25 protein-coding genes, 1 tRNA gene and 1 pseudogene are annotated in these 22,471 nt (G+C 67.4%); 19 read left to right on the top strand and 8 right to left on the bottom strand.

Features of this window, described 5'->3' with window-relative positions; translation table 11 throughout:
- Positions 1-209 precede the first annotated feature (209 nt).
- The 4 genes and pseudogenes from ACR2MZ_RS14865 to ACR2MZ_RS14880 all read left to right on the top strand — a co-directional run bounded on the left by ACR2MZ_RS14865 (position 210) and on the right by ACR2MZ_RS14880 (position 2,542).
- Positions 210-652, top strand: a pseudogene (locus ACR2MZ_RS14865) (VOC family protein).
- 468 nt (positions 653-1,120) lie between these two features.
- On the top strand, positions 1,121-1,717 hold the full coding sequence (locus tag ACR2MZ_RS14870) for a hypothetical protein (protein WP_434005829.1): 597 nt from the start codon (positions 1,121-1,123) through the stop codon (positions 1,715-1,717).
- 16 nt (positions 1,718-1,733) lie between these two features.
- Complete coding sequence (locus tag ACR2MZ_RS14875; RefSeq protein ID WP_434005830.1) at positions 1,734-2,057, top strand: PadR family transcriptional regulator; 324 nt, start codon at positions 1,734-1,736, stop codon at positions 2,055-2,057.
- Positions 2,054-2,542, top strand: coding sequence for a hypothetical protein (locus tag ACR2MZ_RS14880; protein WP_434005831.1), 489 nt, complete (start codon positions 2,054-2,056; stop codon positions 2,540-2,542). Before ACR2MZ_RS14875 ends, ACR2MZ_RS14880 begins: the two co-directional genes overlap by 4 nt.
- 738 nt (positions 2,543-3,280) lie before the next feature.
- On the opposite strand, the gene ACR2MZ_RS14885 is transcribed toward ACR2MZ_RS14880, so the two are convergent.
- Complete coding sequence (locus tag ACR2MZ_RS14885; protein WP_434005832.1) at positions 3,281-3,574, bottom strand: hypothetical protein; 294 nt, start codon at positions 3,572-3,574, stop codon at positions 3,281-3,283.
- 243 nt (positions 3,575-3,817) lie between these two features.
- Between ACR2MZ_RS14885 and ACR2MZ_RS14890 the strand changes: the two genes are divergently transcribed.
- From ACR2MZ_RS14890 to ACR2MZ_RS14900, 3 genes are read left to right on the top strand one after another with little or no spacing between them, the layout of a single operon-like run.
- On the top strand, positions 3,818-4,186 hold the full coding sequence (locus tag ACR2MZ_RS14890) for a hypothetical protein (RefSeq protein WP_434005833.1): 369 nt from the start codon (positions 3,818-3,820) through the stop codon (positions 4,184-4,186).
- A 14-nt stretch (positions 4,187-4,200) separates the two neighbouring features.
- Positions 4,201-4,977, top strand: a complete 777-nt coding sequence (locus tag ACR2MZ_RS14895) for a hypothetical protein (protein ID WP_434005834.1) — start codon at positions 4,201-4,203, stop codon at positions 4,975-4,977.
- A gap of 49 nt (positions 4,978-5,026) precedes the next feature.
- Positions 5,027-5,248 (top strand): helix-turn-helix domain-containing protein, encoded by a 222-nt coding sequence (locus ACR2MZ_RS14900; RefSeq protein ID WP_434005835.1) that lies wholly within the window; start codon positions 5,027-5,029, stop codon positions 5,246-5,248.
- A 12-nt stretch (positions 5,249-5,260) separates the two neighbouring features.
- Here the strand turns inward: ACR2MZ_RS14900 and ACR2MZ_RS14905 are convergent, their stop codons facing one another.
- The 3 genes from ACR2MZ_RS14905 to ACR2MZ_RS14915 form a co-directional block, all read right to left on the bottom strand.
- Entirely contained in the window at positions 5,261-6,205 is a 945-nt protein-coding gene (locus ACR2MZ_RS14905; protein ID WP_434005836.1) for a tyrosine-type recombinase/integrase, read from the bottom strand.
- A 146-nt stretch (positions 6,206-6,351) separates the two neighbouring features.
- Positions 6,352-6,427 (bottom strand) — tRNA-Gly (locus ACR2MZ_RS14910).
- A 45-nt stretch (positions 6,428-6,472) separates the two neighbouring features.
- Positions 6,473-6,883, bottom strand: a complete 411-nt coding sequence (locus tag ACR2MZ_RS14915) for a hypothetical protein (protein WP_434005837.1) — start codon at positions 6,881-6,883, stop codon at positions 6,473-6,475.
- Positions 6,884-7,232: 349 nt separating this feature from the next.
- Between ACR2MZ_RS14915 and ade the strand changes: the two genes are divergently transcribed.
- The 3 genes from ade (at position 7,233) to ACR2MZ_RS14930 (ending at position 10,564) form a co-directional block, all read left to right on the top strand.
- On the top strand, positions 7,233-8,900 hold the full coding sequence (ade, locus tag ACR2MZ_RS14920) for an adenine deaminase (RefSeq protein ID WP_434005838.1): 1,668 nt from the start codon (positions 7,233-7,235) through the stop codon (positions 8,898-8,900).
- Positions 8,901-9,206: 306 nt separating this feature from the next.
- A complete protein-coding gene (locus ACR2MZ_RS14925; RefSeq protein ID WP_434005865.1) occupies positions 9,207-9,689 on the top strand; it encodes a MarR family winged helix-turn-helix transcriptional regulator in 483 nt (160 codons plus the stop codon).
- On the top strand, positions 9,686-10,564 hold the full coding sequence (locus tag ACR2MZ_RS14930; protein WP_434005839.1) for an alpha/beta fold hydrolase: 879 nt from the start codon (positions 9,686-9,688) through the stop codon (positions 10,562-10,564). The genes ACR2MZ_RS14925 and ACR2MZ_RS14930 overlap by 4 nt, the downstream gene beginning before the upstream one ends.
- A gap of 60 nt (positions 10,565-10,624) precedes the next feature.
- Here ACR2MZ_RS14930 and ACR2MZ_RS14935 read toward each other — a convergent pair whose 3' ends face one another.
- On the bottom strand, positions 10,625-11,827 hold the full coding sequence (locus ACR2MZ_RS14935; RefSeq protein ID WP_434005840.1) for an MFS transporter: 1,203 nt from the start codon (positions 11,825-11,827) through the stop codon (positions 10,625-10,627).
- The gene (locus tag ACR2MZ_RS14940) at positions 11,820-13,772 is read right to left on the bottom strand and encodes an AMP-binding protein (RefSeq protein ID WP_434005841.1); all 1,953 of its coding nucleotides are present in this window, start codon (positions 13,770-13,772) and stop codon (positions 11,820-11,822) included. Before ACR2MZ_RS14940 ends, ACR2MZ_RS14935 begins: the two co-directional genes overlap by 8 nt.
- Positions 13,773-13,854: 82 nt before the next feature.
- Here ACR2MZ_RS14940 and ACR2MZ_RS14945 point away from each other — a divergent pair, with 82 nt between their 5' ends.
- A complete protein-coding gene (locus tag ACR2MZ_RS14945; protein WP_434005842.1) occupies positions 13,855-14,370 on the top strand; it encodes a nitroreductase family protein in 516 nt (171 codons plus the stop codon).
- 101 nt (positions 14,371-14,471) lie between these two features.
- On the opposite strand, the gene ACR2MZ_RS14950 is transcribed toward ACR2MZ_RS14945, so the two are convergent.
- On the bottom strand, positions 14,472-15,062 hold the full coding sequence (locus ACR2MZ_RS14950; RefSeq protein ID WP_434005843.1) for a hypothetical protein: 591 nt from the start codon (positions 15,060-15,062) through the stop codon (positions 14,472-14,474).
- Positions 15,063-15,136: 74 nt separating this feature from the next.
- On the bottom strand, positions 15,137-15,976 hold the full coding sequence (locus ACR2MZ_RS14955; RefSeq protein WP_434005844.1) for an amidohydrolase family protein: 840 nt from the start codon (positions 15,974-15,976) through the stop codon (positions 15,137-15,139).
- Between the two features lie 138 nt (positions 15,977-16,114).
- On the opposite strand from ACR2MZ_RS14955, the gene mobA reads away from it, so the two are divergent.
- The 8 genes from mobA (at position 16,115) to ACR2MZ_RS14995 (ending at position 22,447) form a co-directional block, all read left to right on the top strand.
- Positions 16,115-16,717: a molybdenum cofactor guanylyltransferase gene (gene mobA, locus ACR2MZ_RS14960; protein ID WP_434005845.1), complete on the top strand. Its 603-nt coding sequence runs from the start codon at positions 16,115-16,117 to the stop codon at positions 16,715-16,717.
- A gap of 59 nt (positions 16,718-16,776) precedes the next feature.
- Positions 16,777-17,538, top strand: coding sequence for an electron transfer flavoprotein subunit beta/FixA family protein (locus ACR2MZ_RS14965; protein WP_434005846.1), 762 nt, complete (start codon positions 16,777-16,779; stop codon positions 17,536-17,538).
- A 2-nt stretch (positions 17,539-17,540) separates the two neighbouring features.
- Positions 17,541-18,503 carry an electron transfer flavoprotein subunit alpha/FixB family protein gene (locus ACR2MZ_RS14970; RefSeq protein WP_434005847.1) on the top strand — a complete coding sequence of 321 codons (963 nt, stop codon included), beginning with the start codon at positions 17,541-17,543 and terminating at the stop codon, positions 18,501-18,503.
- A gap of 125 nt (positions 18,504-18,628) precedes the next feature.
- A complete protein-coding gene (gene acs / locus ACR2MZ_RS14975; RefSeq protein WP_434005848.1) occupies positions 18,629-20,605 on the top strand; it encodes an acetate--CoA ligase in 1,977 nt (658 codons plus the stop codon).
- Positions 20,606-20,815: a biotin/lipoyl-binding carrier protein gene (locus tag ACR2MZ_RS14980; RefSeq protein WP_434005849.1), complete on the top strand. Its 210-nt coding sequence runs from the start codon at positions 20,606-20,608 to the stop codon at positions 20,813-20,815. It abuts the gene before it with no gap.
- 2 nt (positions 20,816-20,817) lie between these two features.
- Positions 20,818-21,321 carry a tRNA (adenine(22)-N(1))-methyltransferase TrmK gene (locus ACR2MZ_RS14985; RefSeq protein ID WP_434005850.1) on the top strand — a complete coding sequence of 168 codons (504 nt, stop codon included), beginning with the start codon at positions 20,818-20,820 and terminating at the stop codon, positions 21,319-21,321.
- The gene (locus ACR2MZ_RS14990; protein WP_434005851.1) at positions 21,318-22,013 is read left to right on the top strand and encodes a zinc ribbon domain-containing protein; all 696 of its coding nucleotides are present in this window, start codon (positions 21,318-21,320) and stop codon (positions 22,011-22,013) included. Before ACR2MZ_RS14985 ends, ACR2MZ_RS14990 begins: the two co-directional genes overlap by 4 nt.
- On the top strand, positions 21,908-22,447 hold the full coding sequence (locus ACR2MZ_RS14995; protein ID WP_434005852.1) for a ribonuclease HI family protein: 540 nt from the start codon (positions 21,908-21,910) through the stop codon (positions 22,445-22,447). Before ACR2MZ_RS14990 ends, ACR2MZ_RS14995 begins: the two co-directional genes overlap by 106 nt.
- Positions 22,448-22,471 lie beyond the last annotated feature (24 nt).

The following is a 22,471-nucleotide window of genomic DNA, read 5'->3' on the forward strand; positions in this document are numbered from 1 at the left end:
TGGGTCTTTCCCACTGGTTACCGGCCCATCGGCGGCAACGTTCGGGGGGCCGGAGTTCCCCCCTTTCTGTCGTTGGTTGTTTTCGGGGGGTTCCCCAGGCCGCGACCGTTATCGACTCCTGCCTGATCCAGTTCGCGTGCTCTCTAGCCCCTATCGAGCTGACCGTCCCGCAGCGGGATCGACAAAATGAACCCCGGAGGATGGAACCCATGACACCTGTACGACGTTTCGACCATGTCGGTATCACCGTCGCGGATCTCGCCACCGTGACCGCGTTCTTCGTCGGACTCGGGCTCGAGGTCGAGGGCACCGACGTTCGTGGAGGGCGAGTTCGTGGACACGGTCACCGGCATCCCGGACTCCCGCTGCGAGATCGCCATGCTTTCGCCCGCCCGACGGAGGCACCCGGCTGGAGCTCTCGAGCTTCGTCCGGCCTGCCCACCAGCCCGGATCGCCCGCCGCGATGGCCAACGAGCTGGGGCTACGCAACGTGGCCTTCGAGGTCGATGACCTCAATGCGACCGTCGACCGGCTGGCCGCGGACGGGTACGGGCTGGTCGGCGGCATCGGCGAGTACGAGCACGTCTGGCGCATGGCCTACGTGCGCGGTCCGGAGGGCATCATCGTGTCCCTGGCCGAGCGGATCGTCTGACCGTTTTCAGCCGCCGACCTCACCGGTGACGCCCGCCTCCGGCTACGTCGCGACGGTCCTCGATGACTGGGTTCTGGTCCAAGAGCCGCCCGTCAACGATCGAGAAATCATGGCGGGCTGCTCGCAGCCGGACGTGGCCGCCCCGTGGAGGATCCGCCTCTGAAACAGCGTCTCGACTCGTTCAGGCATGCTCCAGCTGGTTCTTGACCTGGTCGAGGATCCTCTAACAGAACGCGCTGAGTCCTTCCGGTGAGCCCTTGCGCTCCTCCGTCTCGGAGCTCCAGGTCACAGTAGAGGCCAACGGTCCGTCGGGGACCACCGAGAGCGTGGCTTCGGTGGCTCGCTCCCTCTCGCCCGCGTTGCTAGTCACATCGCTGGCAAGCGCGTAGGTTGGCCGCCTTGGGTTCCATGTGATCGTCGACCCGAAGTTCGACCGATGTCCAACTAATACGTGATACGATCTATCGGATGACGGTTCAAGTCGTACCGCTGGTCGGCGACCTCCTCGTGCTCCTCACCGCGGCCATCGTTCTCGTGCTCTTCACCATGGCGATCGTTCAGCTCGCCCGTCGGCGCACGCCTGCGGCGCTGAGGTTAGGAGGCGTGCTCGGGGGTGTAGTTGTCCTATATGGAGCCGCACTGGTGGGCGTCGGTCTCGCCAACGGTCCCAGGCAGCTAAAGGCCGGCGACAGCAAGTGTTTCGACGATTGGTGCGCCACGATGGTCGGAGCGCGCCAGGACGTCGCGACCGGCCGGTTGCTCGTGGGTGTCCGGCTGGAGAATCGCGGCCGTGGCAAGGCCATGCGGGCTGACCTGGCTCGCGCCTATGTGGAGGGTCCCGGGGGCGGAAGCGTGGCTCCCCAGGATGCGCACGAGCTACAGGTGTTTCTGCGGCCCGGCGAGCATGCTGACGTCGAGCTCGTCTTCGACGCGGCACCAGACACCTCGGGCCGCCGTTTCGTAGTCGTGGAGGACGCCGAAACCGTCGGGCCGGGCACGTTCACGATCGGAGGCGAGGGCAGCCCCTTCCACGGCAAGGCCGGATGGCCGCTGGTGACCTCGTGATCCGGTGCATCGTCGGGTGAAGCAGGGCGGCGGCATCGGCGGCTTGGGGCGCTTCGGAGAGCCGGCCGTGCTTGTGCTTCTCAGTCTGGCCGAGGGACCGAAGCACGGCTACGCGATCGCGACGGACATCGACGTGGTGAGCGGTGTGCGCCTGGGTCCAGGAACGCTTTACGGCGCGATCTCGAGGCTCGACGAGCGTGGGCTGATTGAGGCGGTCCCGTCGGAGGACCGCCGACGCCCCTACCGGCTGACGCCCTCGGGCGCGGAGGCTCTGCGCGGCCACCTGGCGATGCTGGAGCGCGTGACTACGACCGGGCAGCGCCGGCTGGCGGGGGCATGAGAAACTTGCTGCGCCTCTATCCGAGGAGCTGGCGCGAGCGCTACGGCGGCGAGTTCGAACTGGTCCTCAGGGCCTGGACGCCGGGCCCGCGCGCCGCGCTGGACGTGTTGTGGGGGGCGCTGGACGCCCACCTGCGATCGATCCGCCCGGAAACGGTTCTGCGTCTAGCGTTGTTGGCCGCGGGGGGCGCCCTGATTGCATGGCTGAACTATCAGGCGACAGACGACGTACAGCCCGTTGCGGCTGCGCTCCTATTATTCGGCTTCCCGTTCGGTCTGCACCGCCCGACACACGCCTGGCTGTACGCCCTACTGCTGTTCGCGGCGGTGCCGCTCTCCGGCGCCTGGGCCGATGTCGTGTCGTACCACCCCGGCGTCCCGAAGCCGGCGCCCTTCTACGAGTCGATCGTCGCTCTGATGCCTGCGCTGCTCGGGGCGTACACGGGCGTGGCAATCCGATGGATAGCGTCTGCCTCGCGGGCCTGAGCAGACCTTCGCCAGCTCGTCTCGCAACGCCAACCTCTCTAGCGGCACTGCTCGGGCTGTAGCTGACGTCGCTGGCCAGATGGAGGAGTCATTCCCATAAGACCCGCCCGATGAAATGCCCGGTGAGGGAGGGCTAACCGCAACAGGCGTGCAGAGGTCGGGATGCTCACCGGATACGCGGATACGAGGAGCCCATGATCACGACGCACTTCGAGACGATCCTGGAGTCGCCCGATGACATCCACGGTAATCGCCGAGGCGCACGGCAGCGCCGCTGCTGTCCGCTCATGGTTTGGCGGTCCTGCGAACTTTGGGTCTCCAGCCGAAGGCTTGTGCCGCCCGGCAGGATTGATGGGGGCTGGGGCCCCATATATCTTGCTACCGCCGAAGGTGGTCACTTTGACTCCAGCGTGAGTCAGACCGACTCCGGGTCAAGCATCACTGGACAGCTGAAAGGCGCGATTGGCCGGCGTCGTTCGACGATTGCGGCGACGCCTGGACGACGGTAACTCGGTGCTGATCGCGAATGCCCAGACGTCGAGTGGCTCCCCGTTGCGTCCCGAGCGTCCGCGGACGGTGGCACTTGCCCCTGAGGATCGCCAGGGTCCTTGGAGCGCTGAACCTACGTCGTGCTGGCCTGGTGCCGGGTCTGAAGGCCCCTCTGTTGTCGCTGTCGGCGTCGTTCCACCGCTCGGCTCACCTGTCCGGTAGCCCTGACGCTGTTGCTGATCAGCCTGGCTACGTTGTCGCATCCCGACCGGCCTCCGTCCGCGGCGTCCGCGGACGCCGACCTTTGCCGTGTGGATTGCGAGGTAGGTCGGCCGGCTGACCCTGCGTCCTGCGAGCGTCACGGGCACGGGCCAGGATCTCCTTCAGTTGCGGTCGCTGTTCATCGATCAGAGCCTGGACCCCCTGCAGGACCAGGTCGTTGAGGCTGCGGTCCTCCGCGAAGGCGAGAGCACGGAGCAGCTGGTAGTCCTCCTCCGGGATCCGCAGCGTGAGGGCTTGGAGCCCGCGCTTCCCATCCGGCACCATGACACCATGCTATAAACCGACCGGCTCAAGGTGCATTTAAGTAAGTACACGGCAGCGTTCCGTGGAGGGCGAGATCGGCGCAAGCCGGCCTGAGAGCCCGATTTTGAGGTGTGGCTCCACGTAGAGCCCACCCTTTCCCGCGCCATGGGCGCGGTGCAGGCGTCGGGGAGACGCCTGGTCGGCGCGTGGCCTGGAGCCACGAGGTTCGTGTTCGTGTGCGGCAATCAGTGGAGGGTGGCCATGAGCAGCGTTGCTGAGCCCGAGAACCAAAGGCGCCGGCTGCAGTTGCGGCTGCCGGCCCAGCTATCCGCCGAGCTCGGGGACTGCGCCCAACGCTCAGGCATCTCGGTCGTCGCCTTCGTGCGCTTGCTCCTGGAGAACGCCATGTCCTCGCACCCAGCCACCGCCAGCGAGGCGATGCGTGGCCCCTCCGACGCTGACGACCTGCCCGCTCTCGCCGGTCTGGTCGCGACCGAGAACGTGCTCAGCTTCCTAGAGTCGATCTTCCCAGAGGGCAGATCTCGGGCCAGAGAGGGCCGCGCCGTCGCCCTCAGCTACGCCGAGGAGCGCCTGGAGGAGCTGAAGCGCCATCTGGAGGATCTCCGCTGAGCGAGCGCGCCATCTTGTCGATAAGGTGCGCGGCAGCCGGCCCAAAGCTGGGCCGGAGGCTGAGCGGCTTCCTCCGCTACGTCCAGTACCGCGATCATCACCAGCCGGCGGTCGAGCGAGAGCTGAGTGGTCTGCTGAAGTACGTCGCCCATCGCGACCGGGCGCTCTCCGAAGGGCGACTCTTCGGCTCCCAGGGCGCTGCCGGCGACTTGGAGCGCAAGCAGCTCGCCGCCTTCGTTGCCCGCTCGCTGGCAGGGCCTGGCCGTCAGGGCCCAGCCAAGGAGGGACACCGCCAGCGAGCCGTCTACCAACTCGTGATCTCACCCGAGCGCGCCGACGGTCTCGACCTCCGAGGCCTGACGCGGTCGGTGATGGCGCAGCTGGAGCAGGACGCCGGCACCGGCGGTCTACCGCCTTGGCTGGCAGCCGAGCACCGCAACACCGCCCACCCTCACGTGCACGTGATCATGGCGGCGCGGCGTGAAGTGTCCCCGGACCAGTTCCGGACCCTGGTCGTCACCAGAGATCGCCTGGCACGGATGAAGCAGAGCATGCATCGCGAGCTCGCCTGTCAGCGCGGCGGTCGGCCGCTGGAGCTGGAGCCAAGCCAGCGGAGCCGGACCTCAGCCGATCGGGCTCGGCACCACTTGAGCGACCGCCGGCGTAACCCGCGCTGGCATGAGCGGCTACCGAAGGTGGCTCGTGTCTTCAGGCGGTTGGCTCGACGTTATCAGCTGGAGGCAGAGCGGGAAGCGCGAGAACGGGACGGCCGCGAGCGAGGAGGGGAGTGATGAAGTGTACGCCTGGTGGTGCCCGCTCAGCCTTCGGCGGAGGCCGACCATGATCAGAATCCGAGCCGACGAGCTCCGCTACCAGGCGGCGCTGCGGGGCTGGGACCAGCGCAGCCTGGCCAGGGCGGCAGGCGTGAGCGAAGGGACTGTCTCCCGGCTCCTGACCGGAAGCGGCGTGCGGCCGAGCACGCTGCTCCGGCTGGCGCGGGCACTCAAGAAGCAGCCGGCGCTGTCCGGCCTCGAGGCCGTGGTCGACCGCTCAGCCCCTTGAGAGCGGTTGGGTTCAGGCGTCCTCCCGCAAGGCGGCGATCAGGGCGGCGTGGGCATCGAGGTCGGTCAGGTGGGAGTAGACGCTCTGGATCATGGCCAGCGAGGTGTGGCCGAGGACTTGGGCCACCAGCAGCGGGTTCATCCCCCGCCGCAGCATGTGGGTCGCCGCGCTGTGCCGGAACAGGTGCGGATGGACCCGCTTCTTGATCCCCGCTCGCTCAGCCAGATCGCGCACCAGCTGCTGGACACCACTCTCGGTCAGTGGCTCGTAGTCGCCGCTGCTCCGGCTCCGGCGGCGGGAGAGGAAGAGGCGGTCGCTGTTGGTGTCGGTGGGTCGTTGTCGCTCGGCGTAACGCACCAAGCGCCGGTAGAGGATCGGCGCCACCGGCACCAAGCGCTGGCGGTCGCCCTTGCCCAGGACCTTGAGGAACTGGCTGCGTTCGCGCTCGATCAGGTCCTCGCGGCGGAGCCGGACCAGTTCACCGACCCGGATCCCGCTGTCGGCCAGCACCCGGACGATGAGAGAGTCGCGCTCGCTCTGAGCGGCATCGGCCAGGCGCTGGATCTCCTCTCGCTCCAGGGTCTCAACCAGCCGCCGGGGAAGCCTGGGCAGCTTGACCTGCCCTTCGACCTCTTCACCCTCCTCTTTGGCCCAGGCGAGAAAGCGCTTCGTCGCTTTGGCATAGGTCCAGGCGGTGTGCTTGCTCAGCTGGCCGCGCCGGCCACCGTGCTCCAGGAGGTCGGCGACGAAGCGGTCCAGCACTCGATTGTTCAACTCTGAGATCCGCTCCACCTCGTGTTCAGCACACCAGGGCAGAAAGACCGAGCGCAGCGGGTAACCGTAGGCGTGCCGGATCGTCTTCGGGGAGAGCCCGGCCGCCCGGCAGTGGGCCAAGTAGTCCTCGACCTGGCGGCTCAGGCCGCCCGGCTTGGCTTGGGCGACAGTCAGCTTGGCCACCGTCAGAGCAGATTACTTCCACAGCAGCTTTGTCGTCAAGCACCTCTATTGAAGCCCAACCTTGTTGCAATCGACATGCTGCTGCAAGCGATTTGGAGACACGACAACTCCTAGGAAACGCTCCAAATGAACTCGAAGGGAGAGGGTGGAGCGGGAGACGGGGCTCGAACCCGCTACCTCAACCTTGGGAAGGTTGCGCTCTACCAGGTGAGCTACTCCCGCGCCGAGAGCTAGCGATTCTAGCAGGGGCGTTGGCGGCGGACCGGCTCACGTCGTCACGCGATCGGCGGCGAGCTTGGCGAAGGCCTTGGCGGCGGCGAGCTCGCGGTCGTGCACGTCGGGCAGGGTGTGCGTTTCAGTGCCCGTCAGCAAGACCATAACCTCCAGCTCGACATGACCCTTCACGGCGCGCACAGCACGCTGGGCACCGAGGCAGGCGTAGGCCGCGTCACCTATCTCGGGGACGGGAGTCGCGGTGTCGCAGCCAACGTCCTTAGTGATCTCCAACCGATGCCTGGCTAGAGCGGCGGACCTACTTACCGCACCGAGGGTGAGGATGGCCTCGGCGCCGAGCTTGTAGCTCGCTGATTGGTACTGGCAGCCGCTCGGCAGGGGAAGGGTGGTCTGACCGATCTTCCCGATCTGAGGCTGCTGGTTGAACGGTTCGCCTGGGTACATCGCCTGAAGATCAGCTGGTTGAAGCAGCTGGCAGGCGTCTGGCCACCAAGCGAGCGGCACACCGTTGGGGTCTCTCGGCCCTGGGGGCAGCGACTCAGAGGCCGAGGGAGAGGGTGTCAATCTCGACTCTGCCTGGCCGGACGGGCTGGAGTGAGATGCTTTTGTCGGGAGCAGGCCGCAGGCGACCAACGCCACCCCGCCGGCGAAAAGGAGAAGCGGCCCAAGAGGAGCCTTCACGCCCTTGAGCATATGGCCTGGCTGGAGCGAGGACCAACGCGCTTCGGTACCGATTGACAACGCGGCGGCCCCGGGCCGAGCGGTATTGTTCCCAGCCATCAACGCTGAGTGGATGGCCGTTGCCAGGGGCGATCGGCCGGCGGAGAGGGTGTTGCGGGGCGGCCGAGTGCTGAGCGTCTTCACCCGAGAGTGGCTGGAGTTGGACGTGGCCATCTTCGACGGCCATGTGGTGGGCTTGGGCAGCTACGACGGCGAGCAGATCGATGACTGCTCGGGCGCCCACCTCGTGCCGGGTCTGATCGACGGCCACGTCCACCTCGAGTCGTCCAAGCTCATGCCTCACGAGTTCGCCCGAGCGGTGGTCCCGCAGGGCACGACCACCGTCGTCGCCGATCCCCACGAGATCGCCAACGTGCTCGGCCGGCGGGGCGTGGAGTGGATGCTGGAGGCTTCCGCCGGTCTGCCGCTGGAGGTTTACTTCATGGCCCCTTCCTGCGTGCCCGCCTCGCCGCTGGAATCCCCCCTGGCGCCGCTGACTCAGGCCGACCTGTCAGAGCTGCTGCAGCATCCCCGCGTGATAGGTCTGGCCGAGATGATGAACTATCCGGGAGTCATCGCCGGCGCGGAGGAAGAGCTGGCCAAGCTCGCTTTGGCGGGCGGCCACATCGACGGCCATGCGCCAGGCCTGGGCGGGAGGAAGCTCAACGCCTATCTCGCCGCGGGGATCCGCTCCGACCACGAGGCGACAACTGCTGACGAGGCCCTGGCGAAGCTGCGGCTCGGCATGTGGGTGATGCTGCGGGAGGCTTCTGGCGCCCGCAACCTGCTGGATCTGCTGCCGATCCCGCTGCGCTACGGCCCCCAGCGCTGTCTCTTCTGCACTGACGATCGGGAGCCCGACTTCATTGTCCGGGAGGGGCATCTGAACCAGATGCTGAGGTCGGCAGTGGCGGCGGGCGTGCCGGCCGAGGACGCCCTGGTCATGACCACGCTGAATCCCGCCCTCTATCACAGGCTCCCGGCCCTGGGCGCCATCGCCCCCGGCTACCAGGCCGACATCCTCGTACTGGACGATCTGACCGACTTTCGCCCCCGCCGGGTCTTGAAGCGCGGCGTTGAACCCGTCTTTCCGGACCGGGCTGCGCCCGACTGGGTGCGGCAGACCATGCATGCTGCGCCTGTCAGCGCGAGCTCTTTCCGAGTGCCTGCGGTGCCTGGCAAGATCAGGGTTCTCGGCATCCGCGACCAGCAGCTCTTGACCACCACTGAGGAGATGGAGCCGTCTGTCAAGGATGGCTGCTGCGTGGCTGACCCCGGCCGGGATCTGGTCAAGCTGGCGGTGGTCGAGCGGCACCATGCCAGCGGCCGAATCGGCCTCGGCTTTGCCACCAACGTGGGGCTTCAGCGGGGTGCCTATGCCTCGACGGTGGCGCATGACGCCCACAACCTCATAGTCATGGGCGTCGACGACCAGGACATGGCGCTCTGTGTCCGGCGCCTGGTGGAGCTGGGCGGTGGACTGGTGGTGGCCGAGGCGGGCCGGATCACCGGCGAGCTGGCGCTGCCGGTGGCTGGGTTAATGAGCGATAGGCCTCTGGCCGAGGTCTTCTCCCGACTCCTGGATCTTCAGGCTCAGGTCGCGCGCCAGGGAGTGGGCGGCCGGGCCCCCTTTATGACGCTGAGCTTTCTCGGCCTGACTGTGATCCCGGAGTTGAAGCTGAGCGATCTGGGCCTGGTGGACGTCGGCAGCTCCAGCCTGGTGCCCCTTCTCGCCGACTAGAGTGTCCAGTCCCCGAGTGCCTGCGACACCATCAGCATCTCAAGGCGGCTGCGGTGGCCGGCGAGAGCAGTGTCTCCCGGGGCGGGCGGCCTTGGATCCAGCGGCCGCGGCGGGTGCACTCCTTGAGGACGGTGCTCTACACCCGCTCAACGCAGCAGTTGGTCTGCGCGGGCGACCGGCATGGATGGAAGGTGCCGGGTCCGTTCGATTGGGACGTCAAGCCCCTCGTGACCAGTCTCTCGAGCGTGGCACAGGAGAACGCACCCCCATCTTGTATTGCTAACTTAACATGGTATGGTAGTGCCCATGGAGCGGGACCTGAGCCGCACCCTCCACACCCTCACGGTGCGCCTCGACCGCGCAGCGGATCGGATGCTCCGTGCCGAGGCCGGTCTCTCGTACTCGAGATTTCTCACCCTGTACCTGGTGGGCCGCTGGGGTGCCGGGACTCAGCGTTCCTTGGCTGAGCTGCTGGGCGTGACGGAGCCATCTGTGAGCCGGATGATTCCGGTGCTCGAGCGATCGGGGCTGCTCGAAGCCGGTGCGGACCCTGGCGGCGGAAACCGTCGGCGGCTTCGGCTGACCGAGGCTGGTGAGCAACATGTTCAGCGCTGGGGCGCCCTGCTAGAGGAGCGGTTCGCCGCCTTAGTGGAAGCGAGCGGCGTCCCCTATGCCACATACACCGAGTACACGAAGCGTTTGCTGGCCACACTCGACGCCCGAGCACCGGCGGGGAGCCACTCGGCCGCACTCGGTGCGAGCTCGGCGCAGCGGGGGCCGCGACGGTGACTGCCGGGAGTCTGAGGACGGCTCCATCGACAGTCAGTTCGGCAGACGGGACTACCATCGCCTACCAGAGCATCGGCGCTGGCAGAGATCTGATCATCGTCGGCGGCACCCTTCGAACCGGCGCGGACTATGTTCCCCTGGCTCAGGAGCTCGCTTCGTCGTTCGCTGTCCACCTGATAGATCGGCGGGGTAGGGGAGCCAGCGGGGCACAGGGCCCGGACTACAGCATTGACAAGGAGTGCGACGACCTGCTCGCGGTCCAAGCGGCAACCGGAGCAAGCGCTGTGTTCGGCCACAGCTACGGCGGGTTCGTTGCACTGGAGGCCGCTCGACGAACAGGCCTGTTCTCGCACATCGTAGCGTATGAACCTGGAGTGTCGATCGCAGGCTCGATTCCCATGGCATGGGCGCCGCGGTATCGGGAGCTGCTTGCCGCCGCAGACACGCGAGGGGCTTTTGCATCCTTCGTCCGAGGGATTGGTTCTTTGCCCCGGCCGATCGCGATGATGCCAATGTGGTATCTCCGGGCTGTCCTCCGCCTGGTGCTTCGCAAGGACCGATGGCAGCGCATGGAACCGCTTCTGGAGACCAACGTGGCCGAGCATGAGGAGGAAGCGCGGCTGGATGATGGCACGGTCGAGCGATACCGGGCAGTCCGCGGCCGGGTCCTTCTCCTCGGCGGCAGCAAGAGCCCGGCTTTCCTGACGACAGAGCTGCTTCCGGCGCTCCAGCAAGTGATCGGGGAGTCAACCGTAGAGATCCTCGACGGTCTCGACCACTTTGCGCCGGACGAGAAGGCGCCGGAGCTGGTCGCTGAGAAGGTACGCAGCTTCCTCTTGGCAAACGAGGTGACCACCCACTCTCGGTGGCGCTGAGGAGCCCCTACTACTTCTGGCAAACCCCCAGTTGTCTAGGGATCTTGTGATCCGTACAGACTAGAGCCTCGGACCGCCGCGCAGATTCACCGAGAGCGCCATGGCGGCCATCACTGCAGTGCCCAGGATCAGCGCGACGAAGGCCGCCTGGGGCCGTCCGGTGAGATCCCAGGCCGCGCCGCCGATAACCGGTCCGGCAAAGCTGACTGCGTAGTTGATGGTGAAGAGGCCGGCGCTGTAGCGGGGCACGTCCGCAGGGGAGGCGAGAACGGGCGGCAGGGTCAGGGTCAAGATCAGCGCCAGCCCGGCGAAGAAGCCGATCCCGGCCGCCCAGAAGACGATCAGCCCGGATGGGCCCAGGATCATGCCAGTCAGGCCGCCACCCATGCCTATGGCGCACGCAACGAAGGGCCAGCGCCGCCTGAGGATCCGGTCGGGAAAGGCGAGCACCAGCAAGGAGGCGGGCAGCTGGCCGGCGTTCAGCAGTGTCAGCGCCGGGTCCTTGGCCTGGGGCAGACCGACGGCCCGCACGTAGTCGGGCAGGAACGTGTTGGTGCCGAAGTAGACAGCGGAGGCAAAGGCGAGAATCAGCGCCACGTGCCAGAGACGGCCGTCGCGAAAATCGGGCCACCAGCGGCGAGGGGGAGCCTCCACCTCCTCCTCCACATGGGAGGTGAAGACAGCAAAGAGCAGCATCGCCAGCAGCACTGGTATGGACCACACAGCCAGCGCCGCCGCCCAGCCGCCATGGAGCGCCGGCAGCAGCGCCGGGCCGGTCAGGCTGACGGGCGTCGTTTCACCTACGAGCAGACCATTGCTGTACGCCGCGGTGGCCAGACCGACCCGGCTCGGAAACCAGTCCCGCACCAGTGTGGGGAAGACCGGCTGAGCGAACGCCACTCCGGTTCCCATGAGGAAGGTGAGTGTGTAGAGCACGCCTGTCATCGGTCCCACGCCCCTCAGCGCACCCGCCCCGCCCAGGATGAACAGGGCGGCGAGCAGAGCACGCCTAGCCCCTAAGCGAGCGATGAGGAGAGAACCAGGGATGGCTGCGGCGGCCAGCAGGAGGACTGGCAGACCCGTGAGCACGCCTATCGCCTTCTCGTCCAGGCCGAGGCTGGCATGGATGGCCGGTATCACCGGTGGCACTGCCAGCAGGGTGACGCGCAGGCAGACGCCGCCCAACCAGAGCAGGCCGAGGCGGACCCAGTCGCCGGAGGTGAGGGAGGCTCGGAATTCGGCCGGCGCGTCGGCCTCAGCCACGCGTGGCGGCGATCGCCTGCAGGGCGGACGGGTTCTCCAGCGAGCCCAGATCGCCGGTCGGCTGGTCCAAATAGACTGCCCGCACCACGCGCCGCAGGATCTTGGCGTTGCGCGTTTTCGGCAGCTCGGACACAAACTCCAAGATGGCGGGCTTGAGCGGCTTGCCCAGAGCTTCAGCCACCCGGCGCCGCAGCCTTTCCTGTAGATCCGCAGAGGGATCCTGACCGGAGCGCAGCACCACGAAGCAGGCCAGCGACTCACCCTTCAACTCATCGGGAATCCCGACAGCGGCGGCTTCGGCAACCGCGGGGTCGGCAACCAGAACCGACTCCACCTCAGCCGGTCCCAGCCGCTTGCCTGCCACCTTGATGGTGTCGTCCGAGCGGCCCAGCACGTACCAGAGACCGTCCTCTGCCACATAGGCCCAATCGCCGTGCAGCCAGACTCCCGGCCAGCGCGACCAGTAGGTGTCGAGGTAGCGTTGGCGATCCCGCCAGAAGCCTTGAGTCATACCCGGCCAGGGCTGCCGGATCACAAGTTCGCCAACCTCGCCGCGCACGCTCCGGCCCGCGGCGTCAACCACGTCGGCAGCCATGCCCGGCAGCGGCCCGGCGAAGGAGCAGGGCCGAAGCCGGCTGACCACATTGCCCGCCAGGATGCCTCCCGCGATCTCGGTTCCACCCGTGAGGTTGACGATCGGGCAGCGGCCGCCTCCCACGTGCTTGAAAAACCACTGAAAGGGCTCGGGGTTCCAGGGTTCGCCCGTCCCGGCCAGGACCCGAAGGCTGTCCAGTTCGTGGCGAGCCGGGTGCTCGTCGCCCTGGCCCATCAGCGAGCGAACCAAGGTGGGCGAGACGCCAAGAATGTTGATCGAGTGATCAGCCACCATGCGCCAGAGCCGGTCCGGCCCCGGTGTGTCGGGCGTCCCCTCGTACAGAACCATCGTCGCCCCCAGCAGCAGGCTGCCCAAGATCAGCCAGGGGCCCATCATCCAGCCGATGTCGGTGAACCAGAAAACAGTCTCGCCTTCGTTGACGTCGAGTCCGTGCGCCATGTCCTGCGCCGCCTTCAGGGGAAAGCCGGCGTGGACGTGTAACGCACCCTTCGCCCGCCCGGTCGTGCCGCTGGTGTAGATGACCATCAGCGGGCTGTCCGGCGCCAGGCTCAGGTTTTCCCATACGGGTTCGGCGGCAGCGACGAGCCGCTGCCAGTCGTGGTCCCTGCCTTCCTGCCAGGGCACTTCGCGCCCGACCCGGCGCAGCACCACCACGTGCTCGACCGACGGTGATACGGCGACGGCCGCATCGGCAGTCTCCTTCATGGCCACCACCTGGCCGCGCCGGTAGAAGCCGTCGGCGCAGAGCAGCACCTTGGCCTCGCCGTCCTGCAGCCGGTTGGCGATGGCTTCGGGGCCGTAGCCCGAGAAGAGCGGGATGAAGATGGCGCCGATGCGAGCGCAGGCCAGCAGCGCCACCGCGGTCTCCGGCACCATCGGCAGGAACAGGCCCACCCTGTCGCCCGGCTCCACGCCGAGGGTGCGAAGGGCGCCGGCAAAGCGCGCCACCTCCTTGCTCAACTCGTCGTAGGTCAGTCTGCGCACCTCGCCCGGCTCGCCTTCCCAGATCAGCGCCGGCCGGTCGGCAGTCGGTCCCTCGAGCCAGCGATCCAGGCAGCTGCCGACGATATTGAGGCGAGCGCCCGAAAACCAGCGCGCCCACTCCACTCCGTCGCTCAGGTCCAGGACCTGCTCGTAGGGCCTGTCGAAGCGAAGGCCCAGGTCCTGGACCAGGGCCGGCCAGTACCACTCGGGCTCCTTGACCGAGCGCTCCTGCAGCTGAGCCAGGCTGGCCAGGCCATGCCGGCGGCGGAACCGGTCCAGGCGGCTGCGCTCGATGACCTCGGCGGAAGGCTCCCACATGACGTCACCGATCGCGATCGGCTGCATGGCCGGGATTCTAGTCGACAGCGGCCTTCCAGCCAGGTGTCGGGCCGCCGCTGCTGGTTCCCCGATGATCGAGAATCAGCGCATGGCGAATGAAGTCTTCGAGGTTGTGCGCACGGTACTGGCCGTGCGCGAATATGCGGACCGGGCAGTGCCCGCCGAGGTGGTGGATCGGATTATCGAGGCGGCGCGCGTCACAGCCAGCTCGATGAACCGCCAGCCCTGGCATTTCGTGCTGGTCCGGGACCGAGCGAACCTCCGGGAGCTGGGCCAGCTGGTCAAGACAGGACCCTACATCGCTGACGCGGCGCTGGCGATAGTCGTCGCCTGCGAGAAAGAGAGTAAGTTCGGCGTCTCCGACGCGAGCCGGGCGATCCAGTCGATGATCCTCACCGCTTGGGCTGACGGCGTGGGCTCCAATTGGACGGGCTTCGGCGGCCTGGAAGGCGTTCGTCGGAAGGTGGGCCTACCCGAGCAGTACGACGTGCTGGCGGTGATCCCGTTCGGTTATCCGAAGCGCTCGCTCGGCAAGGGCCGGAAGCAGCGCAAGCCGCCAGCCGAGGTGGTCTCGGCCGGGCGCTTCGGCACGCCGCTGCACTAACTGTCCAGCCGTTGGAATGCGCTGCAAGAGTCCTCCGCCACCGCGGTAGCGCTCCGGCGCTGCTCCGCGTCGGCGCGGCAATCTCGTCGGGGCTTCAAATTTCAGGCAGGGTCTAGGAGGAGCTCCCGACCGAGCAGCTTCTCGGCCTCCTGGCGCAGCTCCCAGAAGTTGCTCCAGGCCGCATCGGCCTGCGCGAGCCGGCCGGCGGCCACTGCGTCACCGCCGCGAGCCGCGCTCACCGCTCGCGCCTGAGCCAGGCGCCAGCGATCGTAGGCCCGCTCGACAGTCACCTCGACGAGCTCCGGCCACTCTTGTCCGGCGTCGAGGCGACGGGCAGGGAGGACCAGGAACTTCCAGGACGCGGATGCTGTCACTCGAGCGACTCGGGGCTCGCCGGGACGCCGACCCGCGTGCGAGCGAGGTGTCGGATTGCGCCGGTTGGCGGAGACGAGCCCCTGCTGGAGCGCGAAGACTGCGTTGTGGGCGGCGTGGAGGGTGTTGTAACGCAGGCAGGCGGCAGGGCCCAGCTGGACCTGAAGGTCGAGCAGCGCCTGAGCCAGCTGTGGCGGCAGTACCCGCTGCCCGGCCAGGCGGAGCTGCTCGATGCTCTCCAGCAGGCGGTCGGACTCGTCCAGCAGGCGCCTGCGCTGGAAGTCTGAGGTGCGCTCGGAGCTCTGAAGCTGAACCGCCACGAGCACACGCTAGAGGCCTGCGGCGGACGGACTCCGGACATTCCGTCAGATGTCCTTTTTGGTGACTTCGCAGCCTAGATTTGCAGCAGGCGCTCCGCGTTGCCACGCAGCAGCTTTGCCAACACCGGCTGACTGATGCCCAGCTGGTCCAGTTCGTCAAGGCAGCGCTGAGGCTGAATGAAGGGATAGTCGGAGCCGAAGAGGAACTGGTCCTGGAGACGGCCCTTCAGCGCCGAGATGACGCTCTCCGGGATGTAGCGCGGCGCCCAGCCGGAGATGTCGATGTGCACGTTGGTCTTGTGAAGGGCGATGGCGAGCATCTCCTCGTGCCAGGGATAGCCGAAGTGCGCAGCGATGACCTGCAGCCGGGGAAACTCAGCGGCCACTGTGTCGAGCCGGATGGGGCGGCAGTAGTCGAGGCGGATGCCCTGACCCCCCGGCATGCCGGCGCCGATGCCCGAGGTGCCTGTGTGGAAGAGGCTGTGCAGGCCCAACTCCTGACACTTGGCGAAGATCGGCCAGTGCCGCTCGTCGTCGGGAGCGAACTTCTGGATGGAGGGATGGAACTTGACGCCCCGCAGGCCGAGCTCCGCAATGCGCTCGACCCCCCGGACCGCCTCCGCTCCCTTCAGCGGATCGACGCTGCCGAAGCCCACAAAGCGACCGGGGAAGTCCATGACCGCCTGGGCCACGTACTCGTTGCTGAGCCGGGGCCGCCGGGTGGCCGTCTCCGCGTCCCAGGCGAGCAGCACTCCGACCAGGTCCCATTCCTCGTACTGGCGAGCCACATCCTCCAGCGACTGGCGAGATACCGGCGACCGGAAGTAGCGCTCGGCAGCCTCCGTGTAGCCCGCCAGCGTCTGGTCGAGCCACTCGGGCGTGGGCAGGTGGACGTGGAAATCAATGGCCCGCATCGCCAAGGCATAGTAGGGCTTGCGTCGCCGTCGCCAGGCCGTTTCTGGCCACCGGGTCAGCTGCGCATTCGTATTGCCGGTCAGCGATAGCCTGGCAACATTGGCATACGAGGTGAGGAGGAGTCGAATGCCGAGGTGATGGCTGAGCCGGACCCCGGCCGACCCGCGGCGGCAACGCTTCTGCTCCTGGCCGGTGGCGGGAGCCGGCGAATGGGCAGGCCCAAGGCCCTGCTGCCCTGGCAGGACAGCACTCTGCTCGAGTGGCTCGCGCGACGGCTCGCCCCTGGCTTCACGAGACTGCTCATCTCGGCCGCCCACCCCAGCCAGGTGCCGGCCTCGCTCCGCCCTCAGACGGTTATCGATCCGCGACCTGGGGAGGGGCCGCTGGCCGGCCTGGTGGCAGGTCTCCAGGCGGCGCCGGACCAGCCTCTGCTGGCGGTCGCCTGCGACATGCCGAACGTCACCCTCGCGCTGCTGAGCCGTCTCCTCCACGCCTCGCGAGGTTGGGACGCGGCCATGCCCCGTCTGGCCGGCCAGCCCCAGGCAACCTGCGCTGCCTACCAGCCCGCCGCTCTCGGCCCACTGGCGGCGGCCCTTCAGCAGCGCCGGCTCAAGCTCAGCGACGCGGTGGCCGGCCTGAGCGTCAATTGGCTGGACGACGAGGAGGCCAGCCTTTTCGAGAACCTGAACACGCCGGCCGATTACCGGCGGCTCTTCGACGCAATGCACGATGGGAGATAATCGGTGAGCCGGCGGGAAGGCCGGGAGTCTCCGCTGGGTTGGTTCAAAGGATTGCTGACTTGAAGATTGCCGTGACTGTGAAGCAGGTTCCCGACCCGAACGGGACGCCTGGACTGGACTCCGACAACACCCTCATGCGCGACCGCGAGGTGGTGCTGGACCCGGGCGATGAGTACGGCATCGAGGAGGCCCTTCAGCTGAAGGACAAGGCCGGCGGCGAGGTGCTGCTCGTTTCGATGGGTCCTGACAAGGCGCGCGACGCCATCCGCAAGGGTCTTTCCATGGGCGCCGACAGGGGGGTTCTCATCAGCGACCCACAGCTCGCGGGGGCCGACGCTCTGCTCACCGCGAAAGCACTCGCGGCGGCCATCAGGGCAGAGGCTGTCGACCTGGTCGTCTGCGCGACCGAGTCCTACGACGGCTCCACGGGCATGGTGCCGCCAATGCTGGCCGAGCTCTTGGGCGTGCCCCAACTGACCTTCGCCAAGCAGGTGGAGGTCACCGGGCAGCGGCTGACAGTGCACAGACAGACTGAGGCCGGCTATCAGGTCCTGGAAGCGGAGCTGCCGGCGCTCATCACAGTCACAGCAGGCATCGCCGAGCCGCGCTATGCCTCCCTCAAGGGAATCATGGCCGCCCGCTCCAAAGAGGTGAAGGTGATGAGCCTGGCCGAGCTTGCTGTCGAGCCAGGCCGGCCGGCCGAGTCGGTGGAGTCAATCGAGGACGCTGCTGCGCGAGCTGCAGGGGAGATAGTCGAGGACGACGGGACCTCGGGCGTGGAGCGGATCATGGCTGCCCTGACTGCGGCAAAGGTGATTTAGCCATGGCGGGCATCTTGGTTTACGCCGAGGTCGCGGAGGCTGGGCCCGCGGCCATCGCGCTGGAGCTTCTGAGCAAAGCCCGGGAGCTGGGTCAGGTCGATGCCGTCGCCCTGGGTCCGGGCGCCCGGGAGGCGGCGGTTCGACTCGGCGCCTACGGCGCCAGGCGAGTCTTCCTCAACGACGACCGTGCCTTCGCCGAGTACCTGGCGGAGCCGGCCACAGACTGCCTGGCGGCTCTCATCCAGCGCGAGTCGCCAGATCTCATCCTGTTCGGTTTCACCTCAGACAGCCGTGAGGTTGCCGGCCGGCTGGGCGCGCGCCTCGATGTGGGTGTGATCTCCAACGCGCTGGACATCTCCAGCGCTGGTGGCGGCTACACGGCGCAGGTGCCGTACTTCGGCGGAGCGCGGGTGGCCAGCTATCGAGCCAACAACCACCCGGCCATAGTGCTCGTCAGGCCCAAGTCCTTTGAGGCCAGCGAGTCGGGCGGACAGGCGGAAATGGTGGAGATCGAAGCTGCCATCGCTGAGGGCTCACGCCGGTCACGGATCAGTGAACGCCATGACGAGGTGTCCGACCAGGTGAAGCTGGAGGATGCGCGGATAGTGGTGGCCGGCGGCCGCGGGCTGGGGGGCCCCGAGAACTTCGCCCTGGTCGAGGGACTGGCGTCCGCTCTGGGCGGGGCGGCGGGCGCCACGCGCGCCATAGTGGATGCCGGCTGGGTGCCCTACTCCTTTCAGATCGGCCAGACTGGCAAGACGGTCAGGCCGGGGGTCTACATCGCCGCAGGGATCTCGGGCGCGATGCAGCACACGGTGGGCATGAAGGGCGCCAAAGTGATCGTCGCCATCAACAAGGACGCCCAGGCGCCGATCTTGAAACTGGCCGATCTGGGCGTGGTGGGGGATGTGACCAAGATCCTGCCCAGGCTGACGGAGGCGGTGAAGGCCAAGCGCGGCGCCTAGGACCGCACGCCGCCTGCGGCTTGCCGGAGCGAGCGCCCTGCCCCGAGCTACTGCCCAATCGGCCGTTACGCAACTAGCATTGCTTCCAGCACCTCGCTTCTCACCACAACGGAGGAAGTCCAGCCATGTCGACTGAGCAGAGCCAAGGCCCGGCCATCGAGACGATGCTCTTGGAGCAGCGCCGTTATCAACCCGATCCCGCCTTCACAGAGCAGGCCAATGCGAAGGCGCCGATCTATCAGACCGATCCTGACGAGTTCTGGACCGAGGAGGCGCGTCGCCGGGTCAGCTGGTTCCAGCCGTTCACGCAGCTCAAGGAGTGGGACCCGCCCTTCGCCAAGTGGTATCTGGGCGGCAAGCTGAACGTCTGCTACAACTGTGTCGACCGCCACGTGGAGAGCGGCCAGGGCGACAAGGTGGCGTTCCACTGGGAGGGCGAGCCGGCCAACGAACGGCTCGACGTCACCTTCGCCGAGCTGCAGCGCCGGGTGGTTCGCCTTGCCAACGGGTTGAAGAAGCTGGGGGTCGGGAAGGGCACGGCCGTCGCCATCTACATGGGCATGACGCCTGAGCTGCCAGTGGCCATGCTGGCCTGCACCCGGCTGGGTGCGCCGCACACAGTGGTTTTCGGAGGCTTCAGCTCCGACTCGCTCTCCAGCCGCATGAACGACATGGGCTGCGAAGTGCTGATCACCCAGGACGAGGGCTGGCGGCGGGGCAAGCGGGTGCCGCTGATGCAGACGTCGGCAGAAGCTATGGCGGCCGCTCCCGGCGTTCGCCACGCGGTGGTGCTGAGGCGGACTGAAGCGGAGGTGCCCATCACGGAGGGCCGCGATGTGTGGTGGCACGATCTCTGCGCTGACGTCAGTGACGAGGCTGAAAGCTGCCCCTGCGAGCCGATGGGCTCAGAGGACGTGCTATTCCTCATGTACACGTCCGGAACGACTGCCAAGCCCAAGGGCATAGTGCACAGCACGGCCGGCTACCTGGTGGGTACCGCCACCACCCATCACTACATCTTCGACATCAAGCCGGACACCGTGTACTGGTGTGCCGCCGACGTGGGCTGGATCACCGGTCACAGCTACATCGTCTACGGGCCACTCTGCAACGGCACGACAAGCGTTCTCTACGAGGGGACGCCTGACTTCCCCGACAAGGATCGCTGGTGGGAAATCGTGGAGCGCTACCGCGTGAGCGTGCTCTACACAGCTCCCACCGCCATCCGTTCCCATATGAAGTGGGGCCCTGAGTACGCACGCAAGCACGACCTCTCATCGTTGAAGCTGCTGGGCAGCGTGGGGGAGCCGATCAATCCGGAAGCCTGGGTCTGGTATCGCGAGCACATCGGCGGCGACCGCACGCCCGTCGTCGACACCTGGTGGCAGACCGAGACCGGCATGATCATGATCACGCCGCTGCCCGGGGTCACAACCCTCAAGCCGGGCTCCGCCACGCAGCCGTTTCCCACCGTGGATGCGGCCGTCTTCAGTGAGAAAGGCGAGGCGGTGCCCCTCGGTGGCGGTGGTTACCTGGTCCTGCGCCAGCCCTGGCCCGCCATGCTGCGCGGCATCCACGGAGATCCAGAGCGGTACAAGGAGACCTACTGGTCCAAGTACGAAGGTATCTACTTCGCGGGGGACGGCGCCCGCGTCGACGAGGAAGGCGACTTCTGGCTGCTCGGCCGCATCGACGACGTCATGAACGTGGCAGGCCATCGCATCTCCACGATCGAGGTCGAGTCGGCTCTCGTCGACCATCAGAAAGTCGCCGAAGCAGCGGCCTGCGGACGGAACGACCCCCAGACCGGCCAGGCGGTGGTCGCCTACGTCACGCTCAAGGGCGGGGAAGAAGGCTCGCCGGAGATGATGCAGGAGCTCCGCCAGCACGTTGCTCGCAAGATCGGCAAGTTCGCCGCCCCCGCCAACATAGTGTTCACACCCGAGCTGCCGAAGACGCGTTCGGGCAAGATAATGCGCCGCCTGCTGCGCGACGTCGCCGAAAAGCGGCAGCTCGGTGATACCACCACCCTGGCGGATCCCGCGGTGGTGGAAGAGCTTTCCAGCCGGGGCCGCGAGCTGGCTGGCAGCGAAGAGGCTTAGTTGGAGGTGAGGGCGGAGCTGGTCGGCAACGTCTGGAAGGTGGAAGCCCAGGCCGGCCAGCAGGTCGAGGAAGAGGACGTGTTGCTCATCCTGGAGTCGATGAAGATGGAGATCCCGGTCACTGCTCCCATCCGCGGCACTGTCAAGGAGATCAGGGTCAAGGAGCAGGACGTGGTCAAGGAAGGCCAGGTCCTGGCGGTGATCGAATAACGGTGACCAACCCCGTCGGAGCGGCGCCCAGCGAGGTGCCGGGCGCCGCTCGCCAACGAGTCCGCCTCACGCCCCGCCTCCGGGCTGTGCTGGCCGCGGTGCCGGCCGCCGACTCGGTGGCGGACATCGGAGCGGGCGGCGGCCAGGTGGCCCTCGCGCTCCGCGAGAGAGGTCTGGAGGTCATCGCGACTGAGCTGACGGAGGCCGGGCATGCCTTGCTGCCGCCGGAGCTGGACAGGCGCTGCGGCGACGGCCTTCAGGGCCTGGTCCCGGGCGAGGTGGAGGGCGCGGTCCTGGCCGGGCTGGGCGGGCACAGCATCATCCGCATCCTGACCCGGTCGCCGGCGGTGGTGGCCAGCCTGGCCTGGCTCGTGCTCCAGCCGCAGCAGCACTCAGAAGCCCTGGAGCAGTGGCTGAGCGATGCTAATTACCGAGTGGAGCAGCGGTCAGGTGTGATGGAGCGAGGCCGCTCCTATACAGTCCTCAGAGCCCGGCCACCGGCGTGAACGCCCCCGAAACCGCCCTCCGGCATCAGCAGCTGACCGCCCGGTCCGTCCAGCTCAGGCATCGTCAGGAGCGGGATCGGGAAGAGCTGGAGACCCACGCCGAGGTTGACGACCTGCGGCAGCAGGTGGCCAGCGCGGAGGCGCGCTTGGCGGTGCTCAACTCGGGCCTTAACGATTGGGAGCGTGAGGTTGGGCTGCACAGGGCGCGGATGCAGTCTCGGCAGCGGGATCTGATGAGCGGACGGCTCAAGAACTCGGCCGAGCTGATGAAACTAGATCACGAGGTTCAGGGGCTGAAGCTCAAGCTGGGCCAGGAGGAGGACCGGGAACTGGAGCTGATGGAAGAGCAGGAAGCCGCCCAGGCGACCCTGCGCCGGCTCGGCGCCGAGCTGTCGGCGGCCGCGCAGCGCGCCGATGCCGCCCGGCCGGCGCTCCAGGCGCGGGTCAGGGCAGCTGAAGTCGAGTTGGCCCAAGTCGATGCCGAACGCGAATCGCTCTGGTCGGCTCTGCCACCGGAATGGCAGGCCGTCTACAGCCGGGTCGAGAGCCGCCTGGCCGACCCGGTCGCCCAGGTGGAGCACGCCCAGTGCCAGAGCTGCCGGGTCGGTCTCACCTCCAGCGGGCTCCAGGGGCTCCGCAGAGGCCAGGTCCTGCTCTGCGACAACTGCGGACGCCTGCTGGTGATGGTCTGAGCCACGCCCAGCCGCCGCGGTCGCTGCGGCTCTTCACGGACGGCGCGGCGCGAGGAAATCCCGGTCCGGCAGGGCTCGGCCTGGTCATCGAGGACTCGGCGGGCCAGCGCCTCTGGGGCGGCTGCCGCTTCATTGGCACGGCCACCAACAACCAGGCGGAGTACCTGGCCCTGATCGAGGGTTTGCAGCGAGTCGGCGAGTGGCGCCCGGACAAGCTTGAGGTCTACCTTGACTCACTCCTGGTAGTGGAGCAGATGAGGGGCCACTACCGGGTCAAAGCTGTCGAGTTGAAGCCGCTGCATCGCCAAGCCCAGGCGCTTCTGGCCGGCTTTTCCGATGCCAGCATCGCCCACGTCCGGCGCGAGAACAACCGCGGTGCTGACGCGATGGCCAACAGGGCGATCGACGAGTACAGCCCATCCGCCGACGATTGAGCCGGCACCACGCCACGCTCGAAA

Origin of the sequence: Candidatus Dormiibacter sp., assembly GCF_050999135.1 — a bacterium.
Classification (GTDB): Bacteria; Chloroflexota; Dormibacteria; order Dormibacterales; family Dormibacteraceae; genus Dormiibacter; species Dormiibacter spiritus.

What these genes read in the sequence shown, in the direction of transcription:
- ACR2MZ_RS14870 (WP_434005829.1), top strand. Translation starts at nt 1,121, where the DNA reads ATGACGGTTCAAGTCGTACCGCTGGTCGGCGACCTCCTCGTGCTCCTC.
- ACR2MZ_RS14880 (WP_434005831.1), top strand. Translation starts at nt 2,054, where the DNA reads ATGAGAAACTTGCTGCGCCTCTATCCGAGGAGCTGGCGCGAGCGCTAC.
- ACR2MZ_RS14890 (WP_434005833.1), top strand. Translation starts at nt 3,818, where the DNA reads ATGAGCAGCGTTGCTGAGCCCGAGAACCAAAGGCGCCGGCTGCAGTTG.
- ACR2MZ_RS14900 (WP_434005835.1), top strand. Translation starts at nt 5,027, where the DNA reads ATGATCAGAATCCGAGCCGACGAGCTCCGCTACCAGGCGGCGCTGCGG.
- ACR2MZ_RS14915 (WP_434005837.1), bottom strand. Translation starts at nt 6,883, where the DNA reads ATGTACCCAGGCGAACCGTTCAACCAGCAGCCTCAGATCGGGAAGATC.
- ade (WP_434005838.1), top strand. Translation starts at nt 7,233, where the DNA reads ATGGCCGTTGCCAGGGGCGATCGGCCGGCGGAGAGGGTGTTGCGGGGC.
- ACR2MZ_RS14925 (WP_434005865.1), top strand. Translation starts at nt 9,207, where the DNA reads ATGGAGCGGGACCTGAGCCGCACCCTCCACACCCTCACGGTGCGCCTC.
- ACR2MZ_RS14940 (WP_434005841.1), bottom strand. Translation starts at nt 13,772, where the DNA reads ATGCAGCCGATCGCGATCGGTGACGTCATGTGGGAGCCTTCCGCCGAG.
- ACR2MZ_RS14945 (WP_434005842.1), top strand. Translation starts at nt 13,855, where the DNA reads ATGGCGAATGAAGTCTTCGAGGTTGTGCGCACGGTACTGGCCGTGCGC.
- ACR2MZ_RS14955 (WP_434005844.1), bottom strand. Translation starts at nt 15,976, where the DNA reads ATGCGGGCCATTGATTTCCACGTCCACCTGCCCACGCCCGAGTGGCTC.
- mobA (WP_434005845.1), top strand. Translation starts at nt 16,115, where the DNA reads ATGGCTGAGCCGGACCCCGGCCGACCCGCGGCGGCAACGCTTCTGCTC.
- ACR2MZ_RS14970 (WP_434005847.1), top strand. Translation starts at nt 17,541, where the DNA reads ATGGCGGGCATCTTGGTTTACGCCGAGGTCGCGGAGGCTGGGCCCGCG.
- acs (WP_434005848.1), top strand. Translation starts at nt 18,629, where the DNA reads ATGTCGACTGAGCAGAGCCAAGGCCCGGCCATCGAGACGATGCTCTTG.